This is a genomic window from Telluria sp. AIW5 (genome assembly GCF_056680575.1).
The window spans coordinates 13,623-33,699 of sequence record NZ_CM155289.1; the positions used below are offsets into that span (position 1 = coordinate 13,623).

Annotated in this window: 14 protein-coding genes; 7 read left to right on the forward strand and 7 right to left on the reverse strand. The window is 65.3% G+C overall.

The window, feature by feature from the left end:
* The first annotated feature begins 71 nt into the window (after positions 1-71).
* Genes AC1MEM_RS00080 through AC1MEM_RS00090 form a run of 3 tightly spaced genes read left to right on the forward strand, consistent with a single transcriptional unit; the run spans position 72 to position 4,728 of the window.
* Positions 72-965, forward strand: coding sequence for an ABC transporter ATP-binding protein (locus AC1MEM_RS00080; protein WP_499474682.1), 894 nt, complete (start codon positions 72-74; stop codon positions 963-965).
* A 3-nt stretch (positions 966-968) separates the two neighbouring features.
* On the forward strand, positions 969-4,475 hold the full coding sequence (locus tag AC1MEM_RS00085) for an ABC transporter permease/M1 family aminopeptidase (RefSeq protein WP_499474683.1): 3,507 nt from the start codon (positions 969-971) through the stop codon (positions 4,473-4,475).
* 52 nt (positions 4,476-4,527) lie between these two features.
* Entirely contained in the window at positions 4,528-4,728 is a 201-nt protein-coding gene (locus AC1MEM_RS00090) for an addiction module protein (protein WP_499474684.1), read from the forward strand.
* A gap of 151 nt (positions 4,729-4,879) precedes the next feature.
* Here AC1MEM_RS00090 and AC1MEM_RS00095 read toward each other — a convergent pair whose 3' ends face one another.
* Positions 4,880-7,558, reverse strand: a complete 2,679-nt coding sequence (locus AC1MEM_RS00095) for a DNA topoisomerase III (protein ID WP_499474685.1) — start codon at positions 7,556-7,558, stop codon at positions 4,880-4,882.
* Positions 7,559-7,924: 366 nt separating this feature from the next.
* On the opposite strand from AC1MEM_RS00095, the gene AC1MEM_RS00100 reads away from it, so the two are divergent.
* Positions 7,925-8,365, forward strand: a complete 441-nt coding sequence (locus AC1MEM_RS00100; RefSeq protein WP_499474686.1) for a hypothetical protein — start codon at positions 7,925-7,927, stop codon at positions 8,363-8,365.
* A 119-nt stretch (positions 8,366-8,484) separates the two neighbouring features.
* Here the strand turns inward: AC1MEM_RS00100 and AC1MEM_RS00105 are convergent, their stop codons facing one another.
* From AC1MEM_RS00105 to AC1MEM_RS00115, 3 genes are all read right to left on the reverse strand, one after another.
* Positions 8,485-8,949: a Smg family protein gene (locus AC1MEM_RS00105; protein WP_136223162.1), complete on the reverse strand. Its 465-nt coding sequence runs from the start codon at positions 8,947-8,949 to the stop codon at positions 8,485-8,487.
* Between the two features lie 161 nt (positions 8,950-9,110).
* Positions 9,111-10,256 carry a DNA-processing protein DprA gene (gene dprA / locus AC1MEM_RS00110; RefSeq protein WP_499474687.1) on the reverse strand — a complete coding sequence of 382 codons (1,146 nt, stop codon included), beginning with the start codon at positions 10,254-10,256 and terminating at the stop codon, positions 9,111-9,113.
* A gap of 7 nt (positions 10,257-10,263) precedes the next feature.
* The gene (locus AC1MEM_RS00115) at positions 10,264-11,361 is read right to left on the reverse strand and encodes a LysM peptidoglycan-binding domain-containing protein (protein ID WP_499474688.1); all 1,098 of its coding nucleotides are present in this window, start codon (positions 11,359-11,361) and stop codon (positions 10,264-10,266) included.
* A 277-nt stretch (positions 11,362-11,638) separates the two neighbouring features.
* Here AC1MEM_RS00115 and def point away from each other — a divergent pair, with 277 nt between their 5' ends.
* Entirely contained in the window at positions 11,639-12,181 is a 543-nt protein-coding gene (gene def, locus AC1MEM_RS00120) for a peptide deformylase (RefSeq protein ID WP_499474689.1), read from the forward strand.
* Positions 12,182-12,191: 10 nt separating this feature from the next.
* On the forward strand, positions 12,192-13,139 hold the full coding sequence (gene fmt / locus AC1MEM_RS00125) for a methionyl-tRNA formyltransferase (protein WP_499474690.1): 948 nt from the start codon (positions 12,192-12,194) through the stop codon (positions 13,137-13,139).
* A gap of 201 nt (positions 13,140-13,340) precedes the next feature.
* Here the strand turns inward: fmt and AC1MEM_RS00130 are convergent, their stop codons facing one another.
* Complete coding sequence (locus tag AC1MEM_RS00130) at positions 13,341-13,580, reverse strand: BrnA antitoxin family protein (RefSeq protein ID WP_499474691.1); 240 nt, start codon at positions 13,578-13,580, stop codon at positions 13,341-13,343.
* A 259-nt stretch (positions 13,581-13,839) separates the two neighbouring features.
* On the opposite strand from AC1MEM_RS00130, the gene metH reads away from it, so the two are divergent.
* Entirely contained in the window at positions 13,840-17,619 is a 3,780-nt protein-coding gene (gene metH / locus AC1MEM_RS00135; RefSeq protein WP_499474692.1) for a methionine synthase, read from the forward strand.
* A gap of 176 nt (positions 17,620-17,795) precedes the next feature.
* Here the strand turns inward: metH and AC1MEM_RS00140 are convergent, their stop codons facing one another.
* Positions 17,796-19,094: an ABC transporter permease gene (locus AC1MEM_RS00140; RefSeq protein ID WP_499474693.1), complete on the reverse strand. Its 1,299-nt coding sequence runs from the start codon at positions 19,092-19,094 to the stop codon at positions 17,796-17,798.
* Between the two features lies 1 nt (position 19,095).
* Positions 19,096-20,034: an ABC transporter ATP-binding protein gene (locus tag AC1MEM_RS00145; protein WP_499474694.1), complete on the reverse strand. Its 939-nt coding sequence runs from the start codon at positions 20,032-20,034 to the stop codon at positions 19,096-19,098.
* Positions 20,035-20,077: the final 43 nt, after the last annotated feature.

A 20,077-nucleotide genomic window follows, 5' to 3' on the forward strand; every position in this document is an offset into this window, starting at 1 on the left:
CAATGCATTCGTCAAAAAAGGCCTGGCGGAAATGAAAGTAATCGCCTTGCAAAAGTTTATCTGGAGTCCGCATGGAATTACGCATCCGCAATTTGTCCAAGACCTACGCCAACGGCGTCGTGGCGCTGGACAAGGTCACGCTGAACATCCCGCCAGGGATGTTCGGCCTGCTGGGGCCGAACGGCGCCGGCAAGTCGACCCTGATGCGCATCCTCGCGACTTTGCAGGAATGCGATGCCGGCTCGGTCTTCGCGGGCGATATCGACGTGCTCGACGAGAAGGACGAAGTGCGCCGCATGCTCGGCTACCTGCCGCAGGACTTCGGCGTGTATCCGAAAGTGACGGCCTATGAACTGCTCGACCATTTCGCGCAGCTGAAAGGCATCGCCGGCAAGGGCCGGCGCCGCGAAGTCGTCGACGGCCTGCTGCAGCAAACGAATCTGTTCGAGGTGCGCCACCAGAAGCTGGGCACCTTTTCGGGCGGCATGCGCCAGCGCTTCGGCGTGGCGCAAGCCCTGATCGGCGACCCGCAACTGATCATCGTCGACGAGCCGACCGCCGGCCTCGACCCGCAGGAGCGGGTGCGCTTCCATAACCTGCTGTCCGACATCGGCGCCGACAAGACGGTGCTGCTGTCGACCCACATCGTGTCCGACGTAGCGGATTTATGCGCCAACATGGCCATCCTCCACAAGGGCCACGTGCTGCTGTGCGGCGAGCCGGCGCGCCTGATCGACGGGATCGAAGAGCACATCTGGGCGCGCTTCGTCGACAAGGCGGACCTGCCGCTGTTCCAGAAGCAGCACACGGTGATCTCGACGCGCCTGCGCGCCGGGCGCACGCTGATCCATGTGTACGCCGAGGGCGACCCGGGCATGGGTTTCGAAGAAGCCCACGCCAGCCTCGAGGACGTGTATTTCGCCACCATCGCCGGCCGCTACAACTCCCAGGCCGGAAGCTGCTGATCGATGCCTGCACTTCTGTCCATTGCCCGTTTCGAGCTGCGCCAGCGCTTGCGCCAGCTCTCGACCTGGGCCTGCTTCCTCGCCTTCCTCGCCGTGGCCGTCCTGTGGACGGCCGCCGCCGGCGGCGTGTTCAAGGAGACCGTGGTCGCCTTCGGCTCGCGCGTGCTGATCGACGGGCCGCGCCAGGTCGCCCTGACCGTCGCCTTCCTCGGTTGCCCCGGGGTGATCATGATCGGCGCCATCATGGGCCGCGCCGTGCAGCAGGACTTCGAGCACGGCATGCACCACTTCTTCTTCAGCGCCCCGATTCCGAAATATGCGTATGTGTTCGGGCGCTTCCTCGGCGCCTACGTCACCCTCGCCTTCATCTTCGCGGCCATTCCGCTCGGGGCCTGGCTGGGCAGCCTGCTGCCCATGATCGGCCCGGACCGCGTCGGCGCGGCCGCTGTGTCCAATTATGTGCTGCCCTGGCTGCTGACCTTGCTGCCGAACCTGTTCATTTTCGGCGCAATTTTCTACATGCTGGCGGCGCTGACGCGGCGCATGCTGCCGGTGCACGTGGCCAGCATCGTCCTGATGGTGGGCTATACGATTGCGCCCTCGCTGGCGCGCGACTTCGACTATAAATTGCTGGCCGCGCTGATCGACCCGTTCGCCACCACCTCGCTCGTGCACCTGACCGAATACTGGCCGACCGCCGAGCGTAATGGACGCCCGGTCCTGCTCGAGGGCGTGTACCTCGCCAACCGCCTGATCTGGTGCGGTTTCGGCCTGGCCGTCCTGCTGCTGGGCTACTGGCGTTTCCACCTGGTCGGCTTGCTCGAGTCGCGCAACTTCGACCCGCGCGGTGCCGGCGAGGCCGCGCCCGTCCTGTCGCAAGCGGCCGTCAATACGCGCGAACAGCCCGACTTCGCGCGCCGCAGCCTCGCCTCGCTGCTGGTGCGCGAAGCCGCCATGCACCTGCGCCAGTCGGTGGCGACGCTGCCCTTCGCCCTGGTCGCGCTGGCCGGCATGGCCCTGCTCGCGGTCGGGAGCTTCGACATCGGCCACGTGCACGGCGCACGCACCTATCCCGTGACCTGGCAGATGCTCGAGCTGGTGCGCGACGTGTTCGCGGTGTTCCTGCTGGTCGTGACCGCCCTCTACGCGGGCCAGCTGGTATGGCGCGAACGCGAGGCGCGGACCAGCCAGCTGTTCGACGCGTTGCCGGTACCCGGCTGGCTGGCGCCGCTGTCGAAAATCCTGGCGCTCGTCGCGCTGCAGGCGCTGCTGCTCTTCCTGGCGATGCTGACCGCGATGGCATGCCAGCTGGCGCGCGGCTATTTCGCGCTCGAGCCGGGGCTCTACCTGCACACCCTGTTCACGATCATGCTGCCGCACTATGCGCTGCTGGCGGTGCTGGCGATCACGGTGCAGGCGCTGTGCGGCCGCAAATTCCTCGGCTACGCGCTGCTGGCGGCGCTTGCCGTGGCGGCCATCGCGCTGCGGGGACGCGGCTACGACCACCTGCTGCTGCCCTGGGCGCCCTTCCCCGCGCTCGACTATTCGGCAATGAACGGCTACGGCCATGCGCTGCTACGCGAGCGCATGCTGCTGTTGTACTGGGGCGGCGCCGCGCTGATGCTGGCCGTGGCCAGCGTGGTGCTGTGGCCGCGCGGCGTCAACCTGGAATGGCGCAGCCGCTGGCGCCTGGCGCGCCAGAACCTGAGCCTGCCGGTGCTGGGCGCATTCGGCGCCGGCCTGCTGGTATTCGGCGCGACCGGCGCCCTGCTCTGGTACGAACTGGACGTGGCCGGCAACTACCGCAGCACGCACGCGCTGGAGGCGCGCCGCGCCGATTACGAAACGCTGTACCTCCGCTTTGCCAGGCTGCCGCAGCCAACGCTGGCCACGGTCGACCTGCAGGTGGACCTGCATCCGCGCAGCCGCACCCTTGCGGTGAGCGGCCACTACCAGCTCGAGAACCGCAGCGGCGCGCCGCTGCCCGACCTGATCCTGTACCAGCGGCCGGGCGCCGACCTGGTCGCGCGCCTGTCGCAGCCGGCCACGCTGGTCACGAGCGACCGTGAACGCGGCTTCTTCCGCTATCGCCTGGCACAGCCGCTGGCGCCGGGCGCGCGCATCGCGCTCGCCTTTGAACTGAGCGCCGCACCGGGCGGCCTGCTCGGCGTCGGCAGCGACACGCCGGTGGCGTCGAATGCCAGCTTTTTCACGGGCGAGGCGCTGCCGCGCATCGGCTACCAGCAGGCGGTCGAACTGAGCGACGCGCGCGACCGCCGCCGCCACGGCTTGCCGCCGCGCGCGGCCCCTGGTGCCGCGCCGGCATTGCAACGCATCGCCTTCAGCGCCATCGTCGCCACCGACGTCGACCAGGTCGCGGTGGCGCCGGGCACGCTCGAGCGCGAGTGGATCGCCGGCGAGCGGCGCTATTTCCATTACCGCTCCGACGGCGCCATCCCGAACGACTACGCGGTCGCCTCGGCGCGCTATGCTGTGCGCCACGAGCGCTGGCAGGACGTCGCCATCGACGCCTATTTCGCGCCCGGACACGAGGCCAATGTCGAGCGCCTGCTGCGCGGCGCCAGCGCCGCCCTCGACTACGGCACGCGCCAGTTCGGCCCTTACGGCCAGCACGACCTGCGCCTGGTCGAAACGCCACGGCAGAGCGGCAATGCGCACGCCTTCCCCGGCATGCTGGCCCTGCCCGAACACGCCGCCTTCATCGCCCGCGTCGACCCCACGCCAGGAGGCAGCATCGATTACCCCTTCTACATGGGCGCCTGGAGCACCGCACAGGGGTGGTGGTCGCGCCAGCCGGGCGGCCTGCAGCTGGCCGACAGCCTGGCCGAGTACACGGCACTGATGGCGGTGCGGCGCAGCGCCGGCGCGCCCGCGATGCGGCGCTACCTGCGCGAAGACCTGCGTGCCTACCTGATGGGCCGCGCGCTGGCGAACCGCAGCGAACAGCCGCTCGTCGGAAACCTCGACGAAGCCTGGCTGCGCCGGCGCAAGGCCGGCCTCGCGCTCTACCTGCTGCAGGACCTGCTGGGCGAAGAGCGCGTGAATGCAGCACTGCGCTCCCTGTCCACGCGCGGCGGCGCCGACATGGCGGCGCTGGCGACAGCCCTGCGCGCGGTGGCGCCGCCCGATAAACGCTACCTGGTGCGCGACCTGTTCGACGACATCGTGCTCTACGAGAACCGTGCCGACAGCGCGGGCGCGCGCCCGCTCGGAGGCGGAAAGTATGAAGTCGTGCTGCACGCCAGCGCGGGCAAGGTACGCGCCGGCGCTGCGGGCGAGCAGGACCTGCCGCTGGCCGACTACATCGAATTCGGCGTCGACGACCCCGCCGGCAACCCGCTGGCGCGCGAACGGCGGCGGGTCACGCGCGCTGCCCAGACCATCACCTTCGTCGTCGCCGGCCGTCCGGGACGGGCCGGCATCGACCCGGACCACAAGCTGATCGACAAGAAGCCGACGGATAACATGGTTCTAGTCGACAACGAGTAAAACTCGCGATATTATCAAGCCACTATTACTGTGAGGTTTACCGATGTCGACCATGCTTGCCGAAGTGTGCGAAAAAATTCAGCTCCTCAATGCCGAGGAAAAGCATGAGGTGCTCCGCGTCCTGTTGCTGGACATCGACGGCCTCGCCGACCAGGATGCCGACGAAGCCTTGCGCGACGAAGTCGTGCGCCGCGTGAAGGCAATCCGCAACGGCGAAGCCGCGATCCGCGCGCTACAGGACTGGCAGGAGTGAGCCGCGGCGCGTCGAGCGCCGCATGCGCCACGCCCCGGATTTATCCAATGTGGGCAAGGTATAAACAGAATATCCGGTAACACAGCATAAAAAAACCGCAGCCCGAAGGCTGCGGTTTTTTTTGGTCCGGCGTTCTAGTTCATCGCTCCGCTTATTTCTTCGCGGCGGCGCGCTTGGCGGGCGCCTTTGCGGGGGCCTTCGCAGGCGCCCCCTTCGCCGCCGCTTTCTTCGCGGCCGGCTTGGCGGCAGATTTGGCTGCCGGCTTCTTCGCCGCCTTCACTGCGACGGCTGCGCCCTCGCCCTCGGCGCCCTCGGCTGCGGCATCGTTCGCCGCGGCCTTGGGCTTGGCGCCAGGCTTCGCCTTGCGCTCCTCGAACTCGAAGCTGATCTTGCCGTCCTTGGCGCGGGCCAGGAAAGCCTTGAACGAGCGGCGCGTACGCTGCGATACAAAACCCGGCAGCAGGTCGGTCTTGCCGTCGTTGAGCAGTTTCGCCATCTGCTCGGGCAGGATTTCCTGTTGCAGGATGATGCGCCCGCTGCGGAAGTCGCAGGTCTTCGGCTTGGCCACGCTCTTCTCGCAGACATACGCCAGGGGCATCTCATAGACGCCGCTGGCGCATTTCGGGCAAGGGCCGAGCGCGGTCTGGCCGGTGAAGTCGACGCCCTCGCCGTCCTCGCCGCCTTCCTGGTCCTGGCCGAAGTCGAATTCGAGCTTGAAGTTGTTGATGTCCTCGTCGCGCACGATGCGCAGGATGGCCGCGAACGGACGGCCCATCTTCGAGCGGAAGCCCTGCAGCGGACCGATGGTGCGCTTTTCCAGCAGCTCTTCGACTTCGTTGATCTCGAACTGGCGGCTGCCCGGCGTCTTGCTCATCGAGAAGTCGCACTTGGTGCAGGCGAAGCGGCGGTAGTTTTCCTTGACCACGCCGGCGCAGTTCGGGCACGGCGTGACCAGGGTGGCGTACTCGCCGGGAATCGTGTCGTTGTCGTATTCCTTGGCGCGCTTGACGATGATTTGCGTCATCTGCGCAATCTCGCGCATGAATTCTTCGCGCGAAATCTTGCCCTTCTCCATCTGCGACAGCTTGTATTCCCATTCGCCGGTCAGTTCCGGCGCCGTGAGTTCGTTCACGCCCAGGCCGCGCAGCAAGGTCATCAGCTGCGAGGCTTTCGCCGTCGGGATCAGCTCGCGGCCTTCGCGGATCAGGTATTTCTCGGTCAGCAAGCCCTCGATGATGGCCGCCCGCGTGGCCGGCGTCCCGAGGCCCTTGCCGGCCATCGCATCGCGCAGCTCGTCGGAATCGACCAGTTTGCCGGCACCTTCCATCGCCGACAGCAGCGTCGCCTCGCTGTAGCGCGCAGGCGGTTTCGTGACCAGGCCGTTCGCCGTGATTTTGTCGGTCAGGACCTTTTCACCTCTTGCGACCGGCACCAGCGTGGCGCCATCCTTGTCGTCGCCGGTGGTGTCCTTGCCGTAGACGGCGAGCCAGCCCGGGTTCGTCATGACCTTGCCTTCGGTCTTGAACTGGTGACCCGACACTTCAGTGAAGCGGGTCGTAACCAGGAATTCGGCCGGCGGGAAGAAGACGGCCAGGAAGCGGCGCGTGACCAAGTCATACAGCTTCTGCTCGGGCTCGCTCAGGTTTTTTGGCGCGACACCGGTCGGGATGATCGCGAAGTGGTCCGAAATTTTCGTGTTGTCGAAGATGCGCTTGTTCGGCTTGACCCAGCCGTTCCTGGTGACCTGTTTGGCGAACTGGTTGTAGTTATTCGTGTCGGCGAGCGCGGTCATCGTGTCCTTGACGGTCGCGATGTAGTCTTCCGGCAGGTGGCGCGAATCGGTACGCGGGTAGGTCAGCACCTTGTGCTTTTCGTACAACGCCTGGGCCAGGCCGAGCGTGTTCTTGGCCGAGAAGCCGAAGCGGCCGTTGGCCTCGCGCTGCAGGCTCGTCAGGTCGAACAGGGCCGGCGCCATCGAGGTGGTCGGCTTCGACTCTTCGGTGACCACGCCCTGCTTGCCGCGGCAGGCGGCGGCGATCGAATCGGCCGCCAGCTTGCTCCACAGGCGCTCGGGGCGCTTTTCCGGGTCGTTCTCGTCCTTCTTGAACTTCTGGTCCAGCCAGCGCCCTTCGTAGACGCCGGCGGCGCAGACGAACTCGGCGCGCACTTCCCAGTAATCGCGCGCCACGAATTTTTTGATTTTTTCTTCGCGCTCGACGACGATCGACAGGGTCGGCGTCTGCACGCGGCCCACGGTCGTCAGGTAGAACCCGCCCTCTTTCGAGTTGAAGGCGGTCATGGCACGGGTGCCGTTGATGCCGATCAGCCAGTCCGCTTCCGAGCGGCAGCGCGCGGCGTCGGCCAGCGGCAGCATCTCTTCGTCGCTGCGCAACTGCTTGAAGCCCTCTTTGATCGCATTGGCCGTCATCGACTGCAGCCACAGGCGCTTGACTGGTTGCTTGGCCTTCGCGTTCTGCGCGATCAGGCGGAAGATCAGCTCACCTTCGCGGCCCGCGTCGCATGCGTTGATGAGGGCGGTGACGTCCTTGCGCTTGATGAGCTTGTTCAGCACTTTCAGGCGCGACTCGGTCTTGGCGATCGGGTTCAGCGCGAAATAAGGCGGAATCATCGGCAGGTGCGTGAAGCTCCATTTGCCGCGCTTGACGTCGTATTCCTCGGGCACCGCGATTTCCAGCAGGTGGCCGACGGCGGACGAAAGAACGTATTCGTCGGATTCGAAATACTCATCGTGCTTGGTGAAGCCGCCCAGCGTCTTCGCGATGTCGTTCGCGACAGACGGCTTCTCGGCGATGATGAGGGTTTTGGTCATAAGGTTTCTCGTCGTACTTATATATATGGGTGTTTGGCCTGCGCATCATACATGCTTTGCCGACCCGGCCTCGGCTAATGGGCAAGTGTCTTAGTGGTAACAGTCCTGAATAAGCGGCCAATGATAAGCGCGTTATCGCGCTGTTCGCAAGTAGGCTCTGCACCTTGCTTGTGCGGCGCGCCGTCGCTTGGACGGCCGTGGCGCACTCGCAACGACGGACTTTCGCCGGTGCATTACAGAGACATGGTCGCTGATGGTGGGCCCTCTCCTACACTGGTTCCACCGGCATTCCGATACAAGCGAAGCGGCGCCGCGCGCATCATCGGCCCTGTTGGCGCCTCACGCGCCGTTGAAGGAGGATCGACCATGAGCGACAAACACAAGGGCATGGTGAACGAGCACGGCCGTAGCGTGCGGCGCGAGAAGATGGTGCCGGTGGCGCCGGAGAGCCAGCAAGGCAAATCGCCCGGTTCCGGCGCCGGCAACCGCCAGTCGGCGCCGGGCTCCGGCGCCATGCAGGGCACGGACGCCGGATCGCGCGGCGGCCCGGGTTCGCAGACGGGCGGACGCAGCGCGCGCCAGCAGGCCCAGCGCATGCAGGCGGCGGCGGAAGCGGACCGGCTCGGCACATCCCAACAGTCGGGCGCAGGCGGGCTGGAGCAGAAACAGCATGCCGGTTCGAAAGAGTCAGGCATGGCGCCGGGCTCGCTGCAATCGGGCGGCGCCGGGTCTGGCGGACGCGGGCATCCGGAGCAGCCAGGGGCGGATTCCGGTTCGGGGCTGGCGGGGACGGACAAGAAGCGCTGAGCTTGCGCGGAAGTGAAACAAGCTGTCTCGGTTTCACGAGCAGTGTCGTAAAAACAAAAACTCCCGCAGTGCGGGAGTTTTTTTCTTGCTGAAATGTGAGTGCGTGCTTGGGCAATCGCTCAGTGCAGTTGTCGCGGAATCTGTTCGTCGTCGGAGCCGAACAGATCGTCGAAGATCAGGGCGTCCGGTTCCTTGTTCTGGCTCCACATCATCATCAGCACGATGATCTTCAGCTTGCTCAGGGTGACGGGCGATTCGTCCACTGCGAGTGCGCGCTCGATGACGATTTCGCGTTGCAAGGGCGTGAGCAGCTTGGCACTTTCGAGGAACTGGATAAAACCGATCGCGGCACTGCCGAGCTCGTTATATTCCTCGTCCACGTAGTAACGCGTGCCGGTAGAGGCGACCACGTCGGCCAGCTCTTCGCCCGCCATTTCAGTAAGACCCGTAAGCCAATCGATGGCCTCGCATATCTCGAAGTCGTCGAAGCCGACGGCGGAGAGTTTGCGTGCCAATGCAGCCGGCTCGGGGCAGGCTTCGGGACGATAGTACGTCTCGTAGAGGTAGACCAGGATGTCGAACATAGTGACGCTACTGTAGCAGTTAAGCTCGTACAGGTACAAGCTTGCTGCGTGTGTGCGCATCCGGCGAACAAAAACCGTCGTTTTTCGGCCTTATCGGTTCATATAGGCTTGTAAGTAATGTCCGAGATGATGCGTCTTTTCAAGCTTCTACCCAGCGTGAATTAAACATAAACGCGTTGCACTTTTCCTCCTGGAAGACGCTCGATCATGCCGGCCATTTCGAGTGCCAATAAACCCATGCTCAATTGACCGATACTGGTGCCGAGACGTTCCAGCAAATCGTCGACACCGAGCGCTTCGTGTCCGAGTTGCGCGAGCAGGCCGGTGCAGTCCGATTCGGTCGGCAAGGCCTGTGCACAGGCAGCCTCTGCGGACGGCGCCGAGAGTGGCGACAGCCGCATCGCTTCGACTATTTCATCGACCGTTTCGACAAGACGCGCGCCATCGCGTATCAGCTTGTGGCAACCCTTGGCGAGCGGCGCGTGGATCGAACCTGGCAAGGCGAATACGTCTCGCCCCTGCTCGGCGGCGACGCGCGCGGTGATGAGGGAACCGGATTGCGCCGCCGCTTCGATCACGAGCACGCCGGAAGACAAGCCGCTGATGATCCGATTACGCCGCGGAAAATTGCCGCTGGCCGGCGGCGTGCCGAGCGCGTATTCGCTGACGATGCAAGCTTCGCCGGCAATGCGCTCCGCGAGCGCCCGGTTGCGCGCCGGATAGAACAAGTCGGCGCCGGTGCCGACCACGGCGATCGTGGAGCCTGCGCCGCGCAAGGCGCCTTCATGCGCGGCGGCATCAATGCCGAGCGCGAGTCCGGACACTACGCACACGCCGGCCCCGGACAGCGCGCCGGCGAAAGCGCTGGCGTTCGCCTTGCCCTGCACGGTGGCATTGCGGCTGCCGACGATCGCCAGCGCCGGGCGCGCGAGCAGGTCGATGCGGCCTCTTATATAGAGCAGCAGTGGCGGATCGGGAATGTTGGCGAGCGCTTGCGGATAGGCGGCATCGCCCAGCGCCAGCACCTGGTGCGACGGTGCTTCGAGCCAGGCGAGCGTGGTGTCGATCAGCTCACACGTGGCGCGGGAAGGCGGCGCGCAGAGGATGCGCGCCAGTGCGGGGCCGGCGTGTTCGGCCAGCGCCGCGTGGCCGGCGTCAAAAATGGCGCGCGGCGAACCGAAGGCTTGCAACAGCAGGTGCGCGGTGCGCAACCCCACCCCGCGCGCGCCCTCGAGGCGCAGCCAGTCGGTGAGTTGCGTAACGCGTGAAGCAATGCGGCTGGCGGGGATGGGGTCCGTGTCCTGCACGGTGGATTTACTCCGGTGATTTCGCCACGTCGCCGACTTCCACCGGCGCCGTCACTTGCATGATCAGGCCGTAGGACACGCGCCCGAACACTCGGAAGATGAACAGGCTGCCGTACTGTTCATCGGGAAGATGCATTTTCGCGCGGCCGATTCCGAGGAAACCTGTGCGCCCTTCCGGATCGGCCACCGTCTTCCCGAGATGATAGAGCTGCAGTACCGAGCCGACATCGAGTCCGTCAATCGAACCACGGTTGACAGTAACGACCTGGCTCTGTCCGGCATAGCTCACGCCCGAATAAATCGACATCACGCGCGCATCGATGAGGCTTGCGGGCGCATGCGGCACATAGTTGCGCACGGCTGGCGGCGGCGCCGGCATCAGGCGGTCGCCGACACCCATCTCGCTCACCGAACTCGACACAGTCATCGTATGCACGTCGACGCCGGGCGCGGCCGCCTTGACCAGTTTCACGGTACCGACATAAGCGGCCTCGTGCGCGAGCACGGCGCCGGTTTGCGGGTCCTTCAGCGGCGTGCCCGGACGGAACACCTGGAATTCGGTGGCGCCTTCCAGATTGCCGCGTACGTAGACGCGATCGCCGCTGCCCAGGTAGAGGTGGCCTTCCTGCGAGGCGGCGATGCGCGGCGCGCTGGCCAGTGCATTTTTCTCGACCACGAGCGGCTGGGTCAGGTAGGGTTCGATGACGCCGGCGGGAATCGCGTCGATCGCACCGCGTTCCAGGCCTTCGCTGCGCACTTGCGGCGACAGGCGCAGCACGGGCGCGTCGCTGCCGTCGCCTTCGCTGCCCGGTTTGGTGAGCGACAGGCGGCCGCGTGCGCGGTCGAAATACACGATCTGGCCCGGATAGATCCAGTGCGGGTTGCGGATTTCTTCCCGGTTCATGCCCCAGACCTGGGGCCAGCACCAGGGGTGCTCGAGGAAGTCGCCAGAAATATCCCACAGGGTATCGCCCTTGACGACGCGATGCTGATCGGGGGCATTCGGTTTGAAGCTGCATTCGGCAGCCTGGACAGGGCCGGCCACAACACACGCGACGAGCGCGGCGGCTGCAGCGCGGGTCACGACTGTGCTAAAATTTTTCATTGAAGACGTCCGTAAAGTGCGGCATTGACAACGGAATTGCTGGCTGCGCCCATCACTCGGCCAGCCACGGCGCAAGGGACGGAAGGCTTGCACTCCAGAGCGCGCGGGCGGATCAGGAAGAGTTGCCCAACTGAATCAAATTCTGCACACAAATCCTTGAACTAGCAAGACAAACCGCGTCCTGCTCCCCCGGCGATGTGTTGCATTCCTGCTCCTACGCCCCGACCTGCCGCCCGTCCCCCATGATATTTAATATAACTATTACTAACACGCTGATATGGCCCTCCTGAACATCCTGCGCTATCCCGATCCCCGCCTGCACAAGATCGCCGCGCCCGTTACCGAATTTGGCGAGCGCCTCGAAAAGCTGGTGGCCGACATGGCCGAGACCATGTACGACGCACCGGGCGTCGGCCTCGCCGCGACCCAGGTCGACGTGCACGAGCGCGTGGTCGTGATCGACACCTCCGAGACGCACGACGCGCTGCTGGTCTTCGTCAATCCCGAAATCACCTGGGCCAGCGAGGAAAAGCAGGTCTACGACGAAGGCTGCCTGTCGGTGCCGAACGTCTACGACGGCGTCGAGCGCCCGGCGCAAGTGAAGGTGCGCGCCCAGGATGCAAAGGGCGAGTTCTTCGAGCTCGACTGCGAAGGCTTGCTGGCCGTCTGCATCCAGCACGAGATGGACCACCTGATGGGCAAGGTCTTCGTGGAATACCTGTCGCCTTTGAAACGCAACCGCATCAAGGCCAAGCTGCAGAAGGAAGAGCGCGGCATGGAGCGCGAAGCGGCCCTGAAAGCCGCAGGCCGCCGCTATTAAGGCGGCGCCGATGAAAGTCGTCTTCGCCGGCACGCCGGAGTTTGCCGCTTGCGCCCTGCGCGCCCTGGTCGATGCCGGTTTCAGCATTCCGCTCGTGCTGACCCAGCCCGACCGCCCGGCCGGGCGCGGCATGCAGCTGCAGGCCTCCGCAGTCAAACAGGTCGCGCTGGAACACGGCATCGAGGTGCTGCAGCCCTTGTCGCTGCGCACCGACAGCAAGGATCCGCAACGCGCGCTCGAGGCGCAGGCCGCCCACGAACGCCTGCTCGCGCTCGACTACGACGTGATGGTGGTCGCGGCCTACGGCCTGATCCTGCCGCGCAGCACGCTCGACATCGCGCCCTGCATCAACATCCACGGTTCACTGTTGCCGCGCTGGCGAGGCGCCGCGCCGATCCACCGCGCGATCGAAAGCGGCGATCTCGAGACGGGCGTGACGATCATGGGCATGGAAGAAGGGCTCGATACGGGTCCGATGATGCTGATCGAGCGCGTTGCGATCGGGGATGCCGATACGACGGGCAGCCTGCATGACAAGCTGGCCGCGCTTGGGGCATCGATGATCGTCGAGGCGCTGCGCCGGTTGGAACGCGGCGAGTTGCCGAGCACGCCGCAGCCGGAGGAAGGCGTGACCTATGCGGCCAAGATCAGCAAGGACGAAGCGAAGCTCGACTTCGCCTTGCCTGCGGTCGAGGTGTGGCGCAAGGTGCGTGCCTTCAATCCGTTTCCTGGTGCGCAAGGCACGGTGAACGGGACGGCGGTCAAGATCTGGAATGCGGAACTGGCTGAAGGAAGCGGTCAGCCAGGGCAAGTGTTGGCTGCCGATGCGCAAGGCATCGTGGTCGCTTGCGGGGACGGTGCGCTGCGCCTGTTGCAGCTGCAAAAGCCGGGCGGCAAGCGCTTGGCGGCAGGGGAATTCCTGAAGAGTTTTCCGCTGCAGGGCATGGCGTTCGCCTAGGTGTCGTAGGGTGGGCGCCCCGTGCCCACACGACATCATGCGCCCGCGTTGGCGCCTGGTCGACCGCTCATGCCGCTCGACCTTCTTGGACGCAATGATGTAGCGTCTGCTCATCGTTCCGCGTGGGCACGGGGCGCCCACCCTACCAACCCACAAACGAAAACGCGCCCACTCGGGGCGCGCTGCAACGATGAACGCTACTTAATTACCGCCGGCTTCCAGTGCGCGCTGGGCATCCATATGCTCACGCAGGACCTGGTTGATGCGGGTCTGGTAACCTGGACCGGCTGCCTTGAACCAGTCCAGCATGTCGACGTCGAGGCGGATCGTGACGATCTGCTTGGCGCTTGCTGGCGTTGCCGGGGCTACTTTTAGCTCTGCTGCCACCGCGTGGCTGTGCAGCGAAGGCTGGTCCCAATCGGGTTCGTACTCTTTGTTCATGCTATTCATCCCGTGTTAATACGTGCCACGTCCTTCATGGCCTATATTTATTGTCGTCGCTGTATGTATCCGTAAAATTGCGAAACGGCCGGGTTTTGTAACGTCGTGTAACAAGGGGATGCATAAACACATAACGATACAATCTGCGTCCCACCGGGCCGGCCAGGGCGGGAAGACGCGGCATTGACGTATAATTTCAGACCGCCCCAACCGTGCAAGCGCTTCCCTATCTATCCTGCACGCATCCAGAAAGTGACCCATGACTGCCCCGACCACGACCCCATCCCCGATCGAAACCCAGCTGCGCGCAATCCTGTCGCGCCGCATCATGATCCTGGACGGCGCCATGGGCACCATCATCCAGCAGTACAAACTGGATGAGGTCGCATACCGGGGCGGGCCGAACGGCCGCTTCGCCGGCTTCGCCGCACCGGCCGACAGCGGCGCGCGCGAACTCTTCGTGAAGGGTAACAATGAGCTGTTGTCGCTGACCCAGCCGCAGGTGATCCAGGAAATCCACGAGCGCTATCTTGCCGCCGGTGCCGACCTGATCGAGACGAATACCTTCGGCGCCACCAGCGTCGCCCAGGACGATTACCACATGGGCCACCTGGCCTATGAGATGAACGTCGAAAGCGCCAAACTGGCGCGCGCCGCCTGCGACAAGTACACCAGTGCCGACAAGCCGCGCTTCGTCGCCGGCGCCCTCGGCCCGACCCCGAAGACCGCGTCGATCTCGCCCGACGTCAACGATCCGGCGGCACGTAATGTCACGTTTGACCAGCTGGTCGCCAGCTACCACGAGCAGGTGCGCGGCCTGGTCGACGGCGGCGTCGACGTGCTGCTGGTCGAGACGATTTTCGATACCCTGAACTGCAAGGCGGCGCTGTTCGCGATCGACCTGTATTTCGACGAGCACCCGGAGCAGGTGCGCAAACCGATCATGATTTCGGGCACCGTCACCGACGCCTCGGGCCGCATCCTGTCTGGCCAGACCGTGCCGGCCTTCTGGAATTCGGTGCGCCACGCGAAGCCGCTCACCATCGGCCTGAACTGCGCACTGGGCGCGGCGCTGATGCGCCCCTACGCCGAAGAGCTGTCGCAGATCGCCGATACCTTTGTCTGCATCTACCCGAACGCCGGCCTGCCCAACCCGATGAGCGACACCGGTTTCGATGAGCTCCCTAGCGACACCTCGGCCCTGCTGCGCGAATTCGCCGACGCCGGCTTCGTGAACATCGCCGGCGGCTGCTGCGGCACCACGCCCGAGCACATCGCGGCCATTTCCGAATTGCTCTCGACCGCCAAGCCGCGCGCCGTGCCGGACATCCCGACCGCGCTGCGCCTGTCGGGCCTGGAGCCGTTCACGGTCGACGAGTCCTCGCTGTTCGTGAACGTCGGCGAGCGCACCAACGTCACCGGCTCGAAAGCCTTTGCGCGCATGATCCTGAACGAGCAGTTTGACGAGGCATTATCGGTCGCGCGCCAGCAGGTCGAGAACGGCGCCCAGGTCATCGACATCAACATGGACGAGGCGATGCTCGACTCGCAGGCGGCGATGACGCGCTTCCTCAACCTGATCGCCTCGGAACCCGACATCTCGCGCGTGCCGATCATGATCGACTCCTCGAAGTGGTCGGTGATCGAGGCCGGCCTGAAGTGCGTGCAGGGCAAGGCCATCGTGAACTCGATTTCGATGAAGGAAGGCGAAGCGGAATTCATTCGCCAGGCGGGCCTCTGCCGCCGCTACGGCGCGGCCGTGATCGTGATGGCTTTCGACGAACAGGGCCAGGCCGATACCTTCGAGCGCAAGACGGAAATCTGCGCGCGCGCCTACAAGGTGCTGACGGAACAAGTCGGCTTCCCGCCGGAAGACATCATCTTCGACCCCAACATCTTTGCGATCGCCACCGGCATCGAAGAGCACAACAACTACGCGGTCGATTTCATCAACGCCACGCGCTGGATCCGCCAGAACCTGCCGCATGCGAAGGTCTCGGGCGGCGTCTCGAACGTCTCCTTCAGCTTCCGCGGCAACGACCCGGCGCGGGAGGCGATCCACACCGTCTTCCTGTACCACGCGATCCAGGCTGGCATGACCATGGGTATCGTGAATGCCGGCATGGTCGGCGTCTACGACGACCTGCCGGCCGAACTGCGCGAGCGCGTCGAAGACGTGGTGCTGAACCGCCGCGAGGACGCGACCGAGCGCATGATCGAGATCGCCGGCAGCCTGAAGGCGGGCGGCGGCAAGCAGGAACAGAACCTCGAGTGGAGAAATGGCCCGGTCGAGAAGCGCCTCGCGCACGCGCTGGTGCACGGCATCACGCAGTGGATCGTCGAGGATACCGAGGAAGCGCGCCAGGCCGTATTGAAAGCCGAGGGACGCCCGATCCACGTGATCGAAGGCCCGCTGATGGACGGCATGAACATCGTCGGCGACCTCTTCGGCCAGGGTAAGATGTTCCTGCCGCAGGTGGTGAAGTCGGCGCGCGTCATGAAACAGGCCGTGGCCCACCTGATCCCCTTCATCGAGGAAGAAAAGGCGCGCGAAGAGCAGCGCACCGGTATCGTCGCCAAACCGAAGGGCAAGATCGTGATGGCGACCGTGAAGGGCGACGTGCACGACATCGGCAAGAACATCGTCTCGGTGGTCCTGCAGTGTAATAACTTCGAGATCGTGAACATGGGCGTGATGGTGCCCTGCTCCGACATCCTGGCCAAGGCCAAGGCGGAGAATGCGGACATCGTCGGCCTCTCGGGCCTGATCACGCCTTCGCTGGAAGAGATGGCCCACGTCGCGCGCGAGATGCAGCGCGACCCGTGGTTCCGCGAGCGCGGCATTCCGCTCCTGATCGGCGGCGCCACCACCAGCCGCGCCCACACGGCCGTCAAAATCGCGCCACATTACGACGGCCCGGTGGTCTACGTGCCGGACGCCTCGCGTTCGGTCTCGGTCGGCCAGTCGCTGCTGACCGAAGAATCGCGCCACGCCTATATGGCCGAGATCAAGGCCGACTACGAGCGTATCCGCGAGCAGCACGCCAACAAGAAGGCGCTGCCGATGCTCAGCCTCGCCGACGCACGCGCCAACAAGGCCAAGCTCGACTTCGCGCCGGTGAAGCCGAAGTTCATCGGCCGCCGCGTGTTCAAGAACGTGGAACTGAGCACGCTGGCGCGCTACATCGACTGGGGTCCGTTCTTCCAGACCTGGGACCTGGCCGGGCCCTTCCCTGCCATCCTGACCGACGCCGTCGTTGGCGAAGCGGCCTCGAAAGTGTTCGAGGAAGGCCAGGCGCTGCTCAAGAAAATCATCGAAGGACGCTGGCTGACGGCCAACGGCGCGATCGCGCTGCTGCCGGCGAACAGCGTGAACGATGACGACATCGAGATCTATACCGACGACACGCGCGACAAGGTCGCTTTTACCTGGCACGGCTTGCGCCAGCAGGGCATCAAACCCGTGGTCGAGGGTGTGCAGCGTCCGAACCAGTGCCTGTCCGACTTCATCGCGCCGAAGGCTTCGGGCGTGGCGGACTACATCGGCATGTTTGCGGTGACCGCGGGCCTGGGCATCGAAAAATACGAACAGCGTTTCGAGGCCGAGCACGACGACTACTCGTCGATCATGCTGAAAGCCCTGGCCGACCGCCTGGCCGAAGCCTTCGCCGAATACCTGCACGAGCGCGTGCGTACCGACCTGTGGGGCTATGCGGCGGGTGAAGACTTGTCGAATCCGGATCTGATCGCGGAAAAATACGTCGGCATCCGTCCGGCGCCGGGCTACCCGGCCTGCCCGGAGCATACGGTCAAGAAGGAATTGTTCGAGACCTTGCAGGCCGAGGAAATCGGCATGCAGCTGACCGAGTCCTACGCCATGTATCCGGGGGCCGCGGTGTCGGGCTTCTACCTGGCGCACCCGGAGTCGAAGTATTTCGTGGTCGGCAAAATTGGGGATGACCAGGTCATCGACATGGCAAAGCGCCGCGGGATGGACAAGGCCGAGGTCGAGCGCCACCTGGCGCCGAACCTGTCGTAAGCGTTAAACGTAGGGTGGGCGCCCCCGCGCCCACGCGGTCGCGGACGCGCCTCCCGGTCACGTACGGTGAAACGTCGCTCGCACATGTTGCATCGGCCACGTGTTGAATGATTTGCGGTCAACCCAAAGAAGACACGTGCGTACCGCGTGGGCGCGGGGCGCCCACCCAACGAGCTCTACCCTTCCATCTTCCTGAACCGCCACACCGCCAGCGCCGCGAACAGCAGCGCAAAGCCCAACTGCGCGCCCATCGCCGGCAACACGGCCGCCAGGTCCATCCCGCGCCAGGTGACGGCGTCGAAACCTTCGATCGCCCAGCGGGTCGGTATCGCCAGCGACGCCTGTTGCAGCCAGGCCGGGAACATGAAGGAAGGCACCCAGGCGCCGCCGACCATGACCATCAGCAGCGTGGCGAACATCGCCATTTTGCGCGCTACCTCCGGTGTCTTGCCGAAAGCCGCGATCAGGACGCCGAAGCTGGCCACGACGAGCGCGAAACACAAGGCGACGCCGGCAAAGCCGACCAGGCTCGCGATGTGCACCTGGAATACCAGCACGGCAAACAGGAAAATCACGCACAGGATGCCGAAGGCGATCAGGGCGCTTGAAGCGGCGCGCGCCAGCAGCACGGTCGAGAGCGAGACCGGCGCGGCCAGCAGGCGGCTCCAGACGCCGCTGCTGCGCGCGTGAAGCAGGGCCGTGCCCATCTCGATCCCCATGAAGAGCAGGAACTGCACGCCCATGCCCGCGAACGCATGCGCAAACGGGTTGTAGCCTTGCGGCCCCTCGCCGGAGGCCAGGGCCTCGTCATGGGTCGTAAACGGCATCGTTAATCCAGCTTTACCTGCGCCAGCCTTCTTCATACCGGCCTCCCCCTCCTTCGGCGGCAAGGCCTGGTACTTGATGACGCTTTCCAGCACGCCGCGCAGGGCCACCGTGTCGGCATCCTGCGGCTGCGCTTCCAGTGCGTGCAGGCTGCGCTCGTTGGCTTCGCGCCCGCCGGGTCCGCCGAACATCTCGTTTGATACGACCTGCATCACCTGCTGGGTCAGCATGCCCTTCACCATCGACAGCACGGCCGGCTGCGACGGGTCGTACAGCAGGCCGATCTCCGGTTTGATGCCGGCGCCGAACAGCGCCTCGCCGGCGGCCTCGCCGAAGCCGGCGGGGATCACGATCGCCGCCTTGCGCTTGCCGGTGCGCACCGCCGCGCGTGCTTCCTCGATGCTCATCTGCGCCACCGCCAGGCTGGGATCGAGCTTCAGGCCGGCCGCGATGTCGGCGCCGGCTTTGCTGGTGTCCTGCAGCACCAGCGCGATCTCGATGGCGCTGCCCCCCTTCTCGCCGCCGCCGCCGAACAGGAAGCCGAAGAAGGAGGCGATGATGATCGGCAGCGCCAGGCTCACGACCAGCGCGCGGCGGTCGTGCAGGAACAGGATCAGGTCCTTGCGGACCAGGGCGAGGAAGGCGGTCATGTCAGTCGCGCAGGCTGCGCCCGGTAAGATGGAGGAAGATGTCTTCGAGGCGGGTGCGCGCCGTGGCAAAGCCCAGCACGCGGCAGCCCGAGCGCTCCAGCCAGCCCATCACCGGCAAGGCGTCGTGCGCATCCTGCAGGCCGATTTCCAGCGTCAGGCCGTCCAGGCGCACCGCCGTCACCCCGGCCATGGCGCGCAGGCCGTCGAGCAGGGTCGGCTCCGGTTCGCCGGCCAGGTCGACCCGCAGCGCCGCCTGCGACGGCAGGCGCCGCTGCAGCCCGAGCGGGGTGTCGTCGGCCAGTACCTTGCCGCCGTCGATGACGACGATATGGTCGGCCAGGCGCTCGACTTCTTCCATGTAGTGGCTGGTGTAGACCAGGGCGCAGCCTTCGGCCCGCAGGCGCTCGAGGATGTCGAAGATGGCGTTGCGGCTTTGCGGGTCGACGCCGACGGTCGGCTCGTCCAGCACCAGCAGTTCGGGCGCGTGCATCAGCGCCGCGCCGATGTTCAGGCGCCGCTTCATCCCGCCCGAGAAGGTCGCGGGCCGGTCGCGCGCGCGATCCTGCAGGTTGATTTGCTCGAGCACGCGCGTGGCGCGTTGGCGGCGCAGGGCGCGCGGCACGCCATACAGGGCGCCGAACAGCATCAGGTTTTCGAAGGCCGGCAAATCGTCGTAGAGCGCCAGCTCCTGCGGCACCAGGCCGATGCGGCGCTTGGCCGCGCTGGCTCCCGGCCCGACCGGCTCGCCACGTACGCGCACGCTGCCCGCGTCGGGAACAAGCAGGCCGCACAGCATGCCGACCGTGGTCGACTTGCCGGCGCCGTTGGGACCGATCAGGCCGAGCGTTTGCCCGGCCCTTACCTGGAACGACACGCCGTCGACCGCGCGCCGTGCGCCGTAGGCCTTGGCCAGGTTGGATGCTTCCAGCAGCACTTCCATGACACTCCCGATTGTGTGTGGCGGACTTGTGCCGCGGAACTTC

Coding starts and splice junctions, on each gene's coding strand:
- AC1MEM_RS00080 (WP_499474682.1), top strand. CDS start 72: ATGGAATTACGCATCCGCAATTTGTCCAAGACCTACGCCAACGGCGTC.
- AC1MEM_RS00085 (WP_499474683.1), top strand. CDS start 969: ATGCCTGCACTTCTGTCCATTGCCCGTTTCGAGCTGCGCCAGCGCTTG.
- AC1MEM_RS00090 (WP_499474684.1), top strand. CDS start 4,528: ATGCTTGCCGAAGTGTGCGAAAAAATTCAGCTCCTCAATGCCGAGGAA.
- AC1MEM_RS00095 (WP_499474685.1), bottom strand. CDS start 7,558: ATGACCAAAACCCTCATCATCGCCGAGAAGCCGTCTGTCGCGAACGAC.
- AC1MEM_RS00100 (WP_499474686.1), top strand. CDS start 7,925: ATGAGCGACAAACACAAGGGCATGGTGAACGAGCACGGCCGTAGCGTG.
- AC1MEM_RS00105 (WP_136223162.1), bottom strand. CDS start 8,949: ATGTTCGACATCCTGGTCTACCTCTACGAGACGTACTATCGTCCCGAA.
- AC1MEM_RS00115 (WP_499474688.1), bottom strand. CDS start 11,361: ATGAAAAATTTTAGCACAGTCGTGACCCGCGCTGCAGCCGCCGCGCTC.
- def (WP_499474689.1), top strand. CDS start 11,639: ATGGCCCTCCTGAACATCCTGCGCTATCCCGATCCCCGCCTGCACAAG.
- fmt (WP_499474690.1), top strand. CDS start 12,192: ATGAAAGTCGTCTTCGCCGGCACGCCGGAGTTTGCCGCTTGCGCCCTG.
- AC1MEM_RS00130 (WP_499474691.1), bottom strand. CDS start 13,580: ATGAACAAAGAGTACGAACCCGATTGGGACCAGCCTTCGCTGCACAGC.
- metH (WP_499474692.1), top strand. CDS start 13,840: ATGACTGCCCCGACCACGACCCCATCCCCGATCGAAACCCAGCTGCGC.
- AC1MEM_RS00140 (WP_499474693.1), bottom strand. CDS start 19,094: ATGACCGCCTTCCTCGCCCTGGTCCGCAAGGACCTGATCCTGTTCCTG.
- AC1MEM_RS00145 (WP_499474694.1), bottom strand. CDS start 20,034: ATGGAAGTGCTGCTGGAAGCATCCAACCTGGCCAAGGCCTACGGCGCA.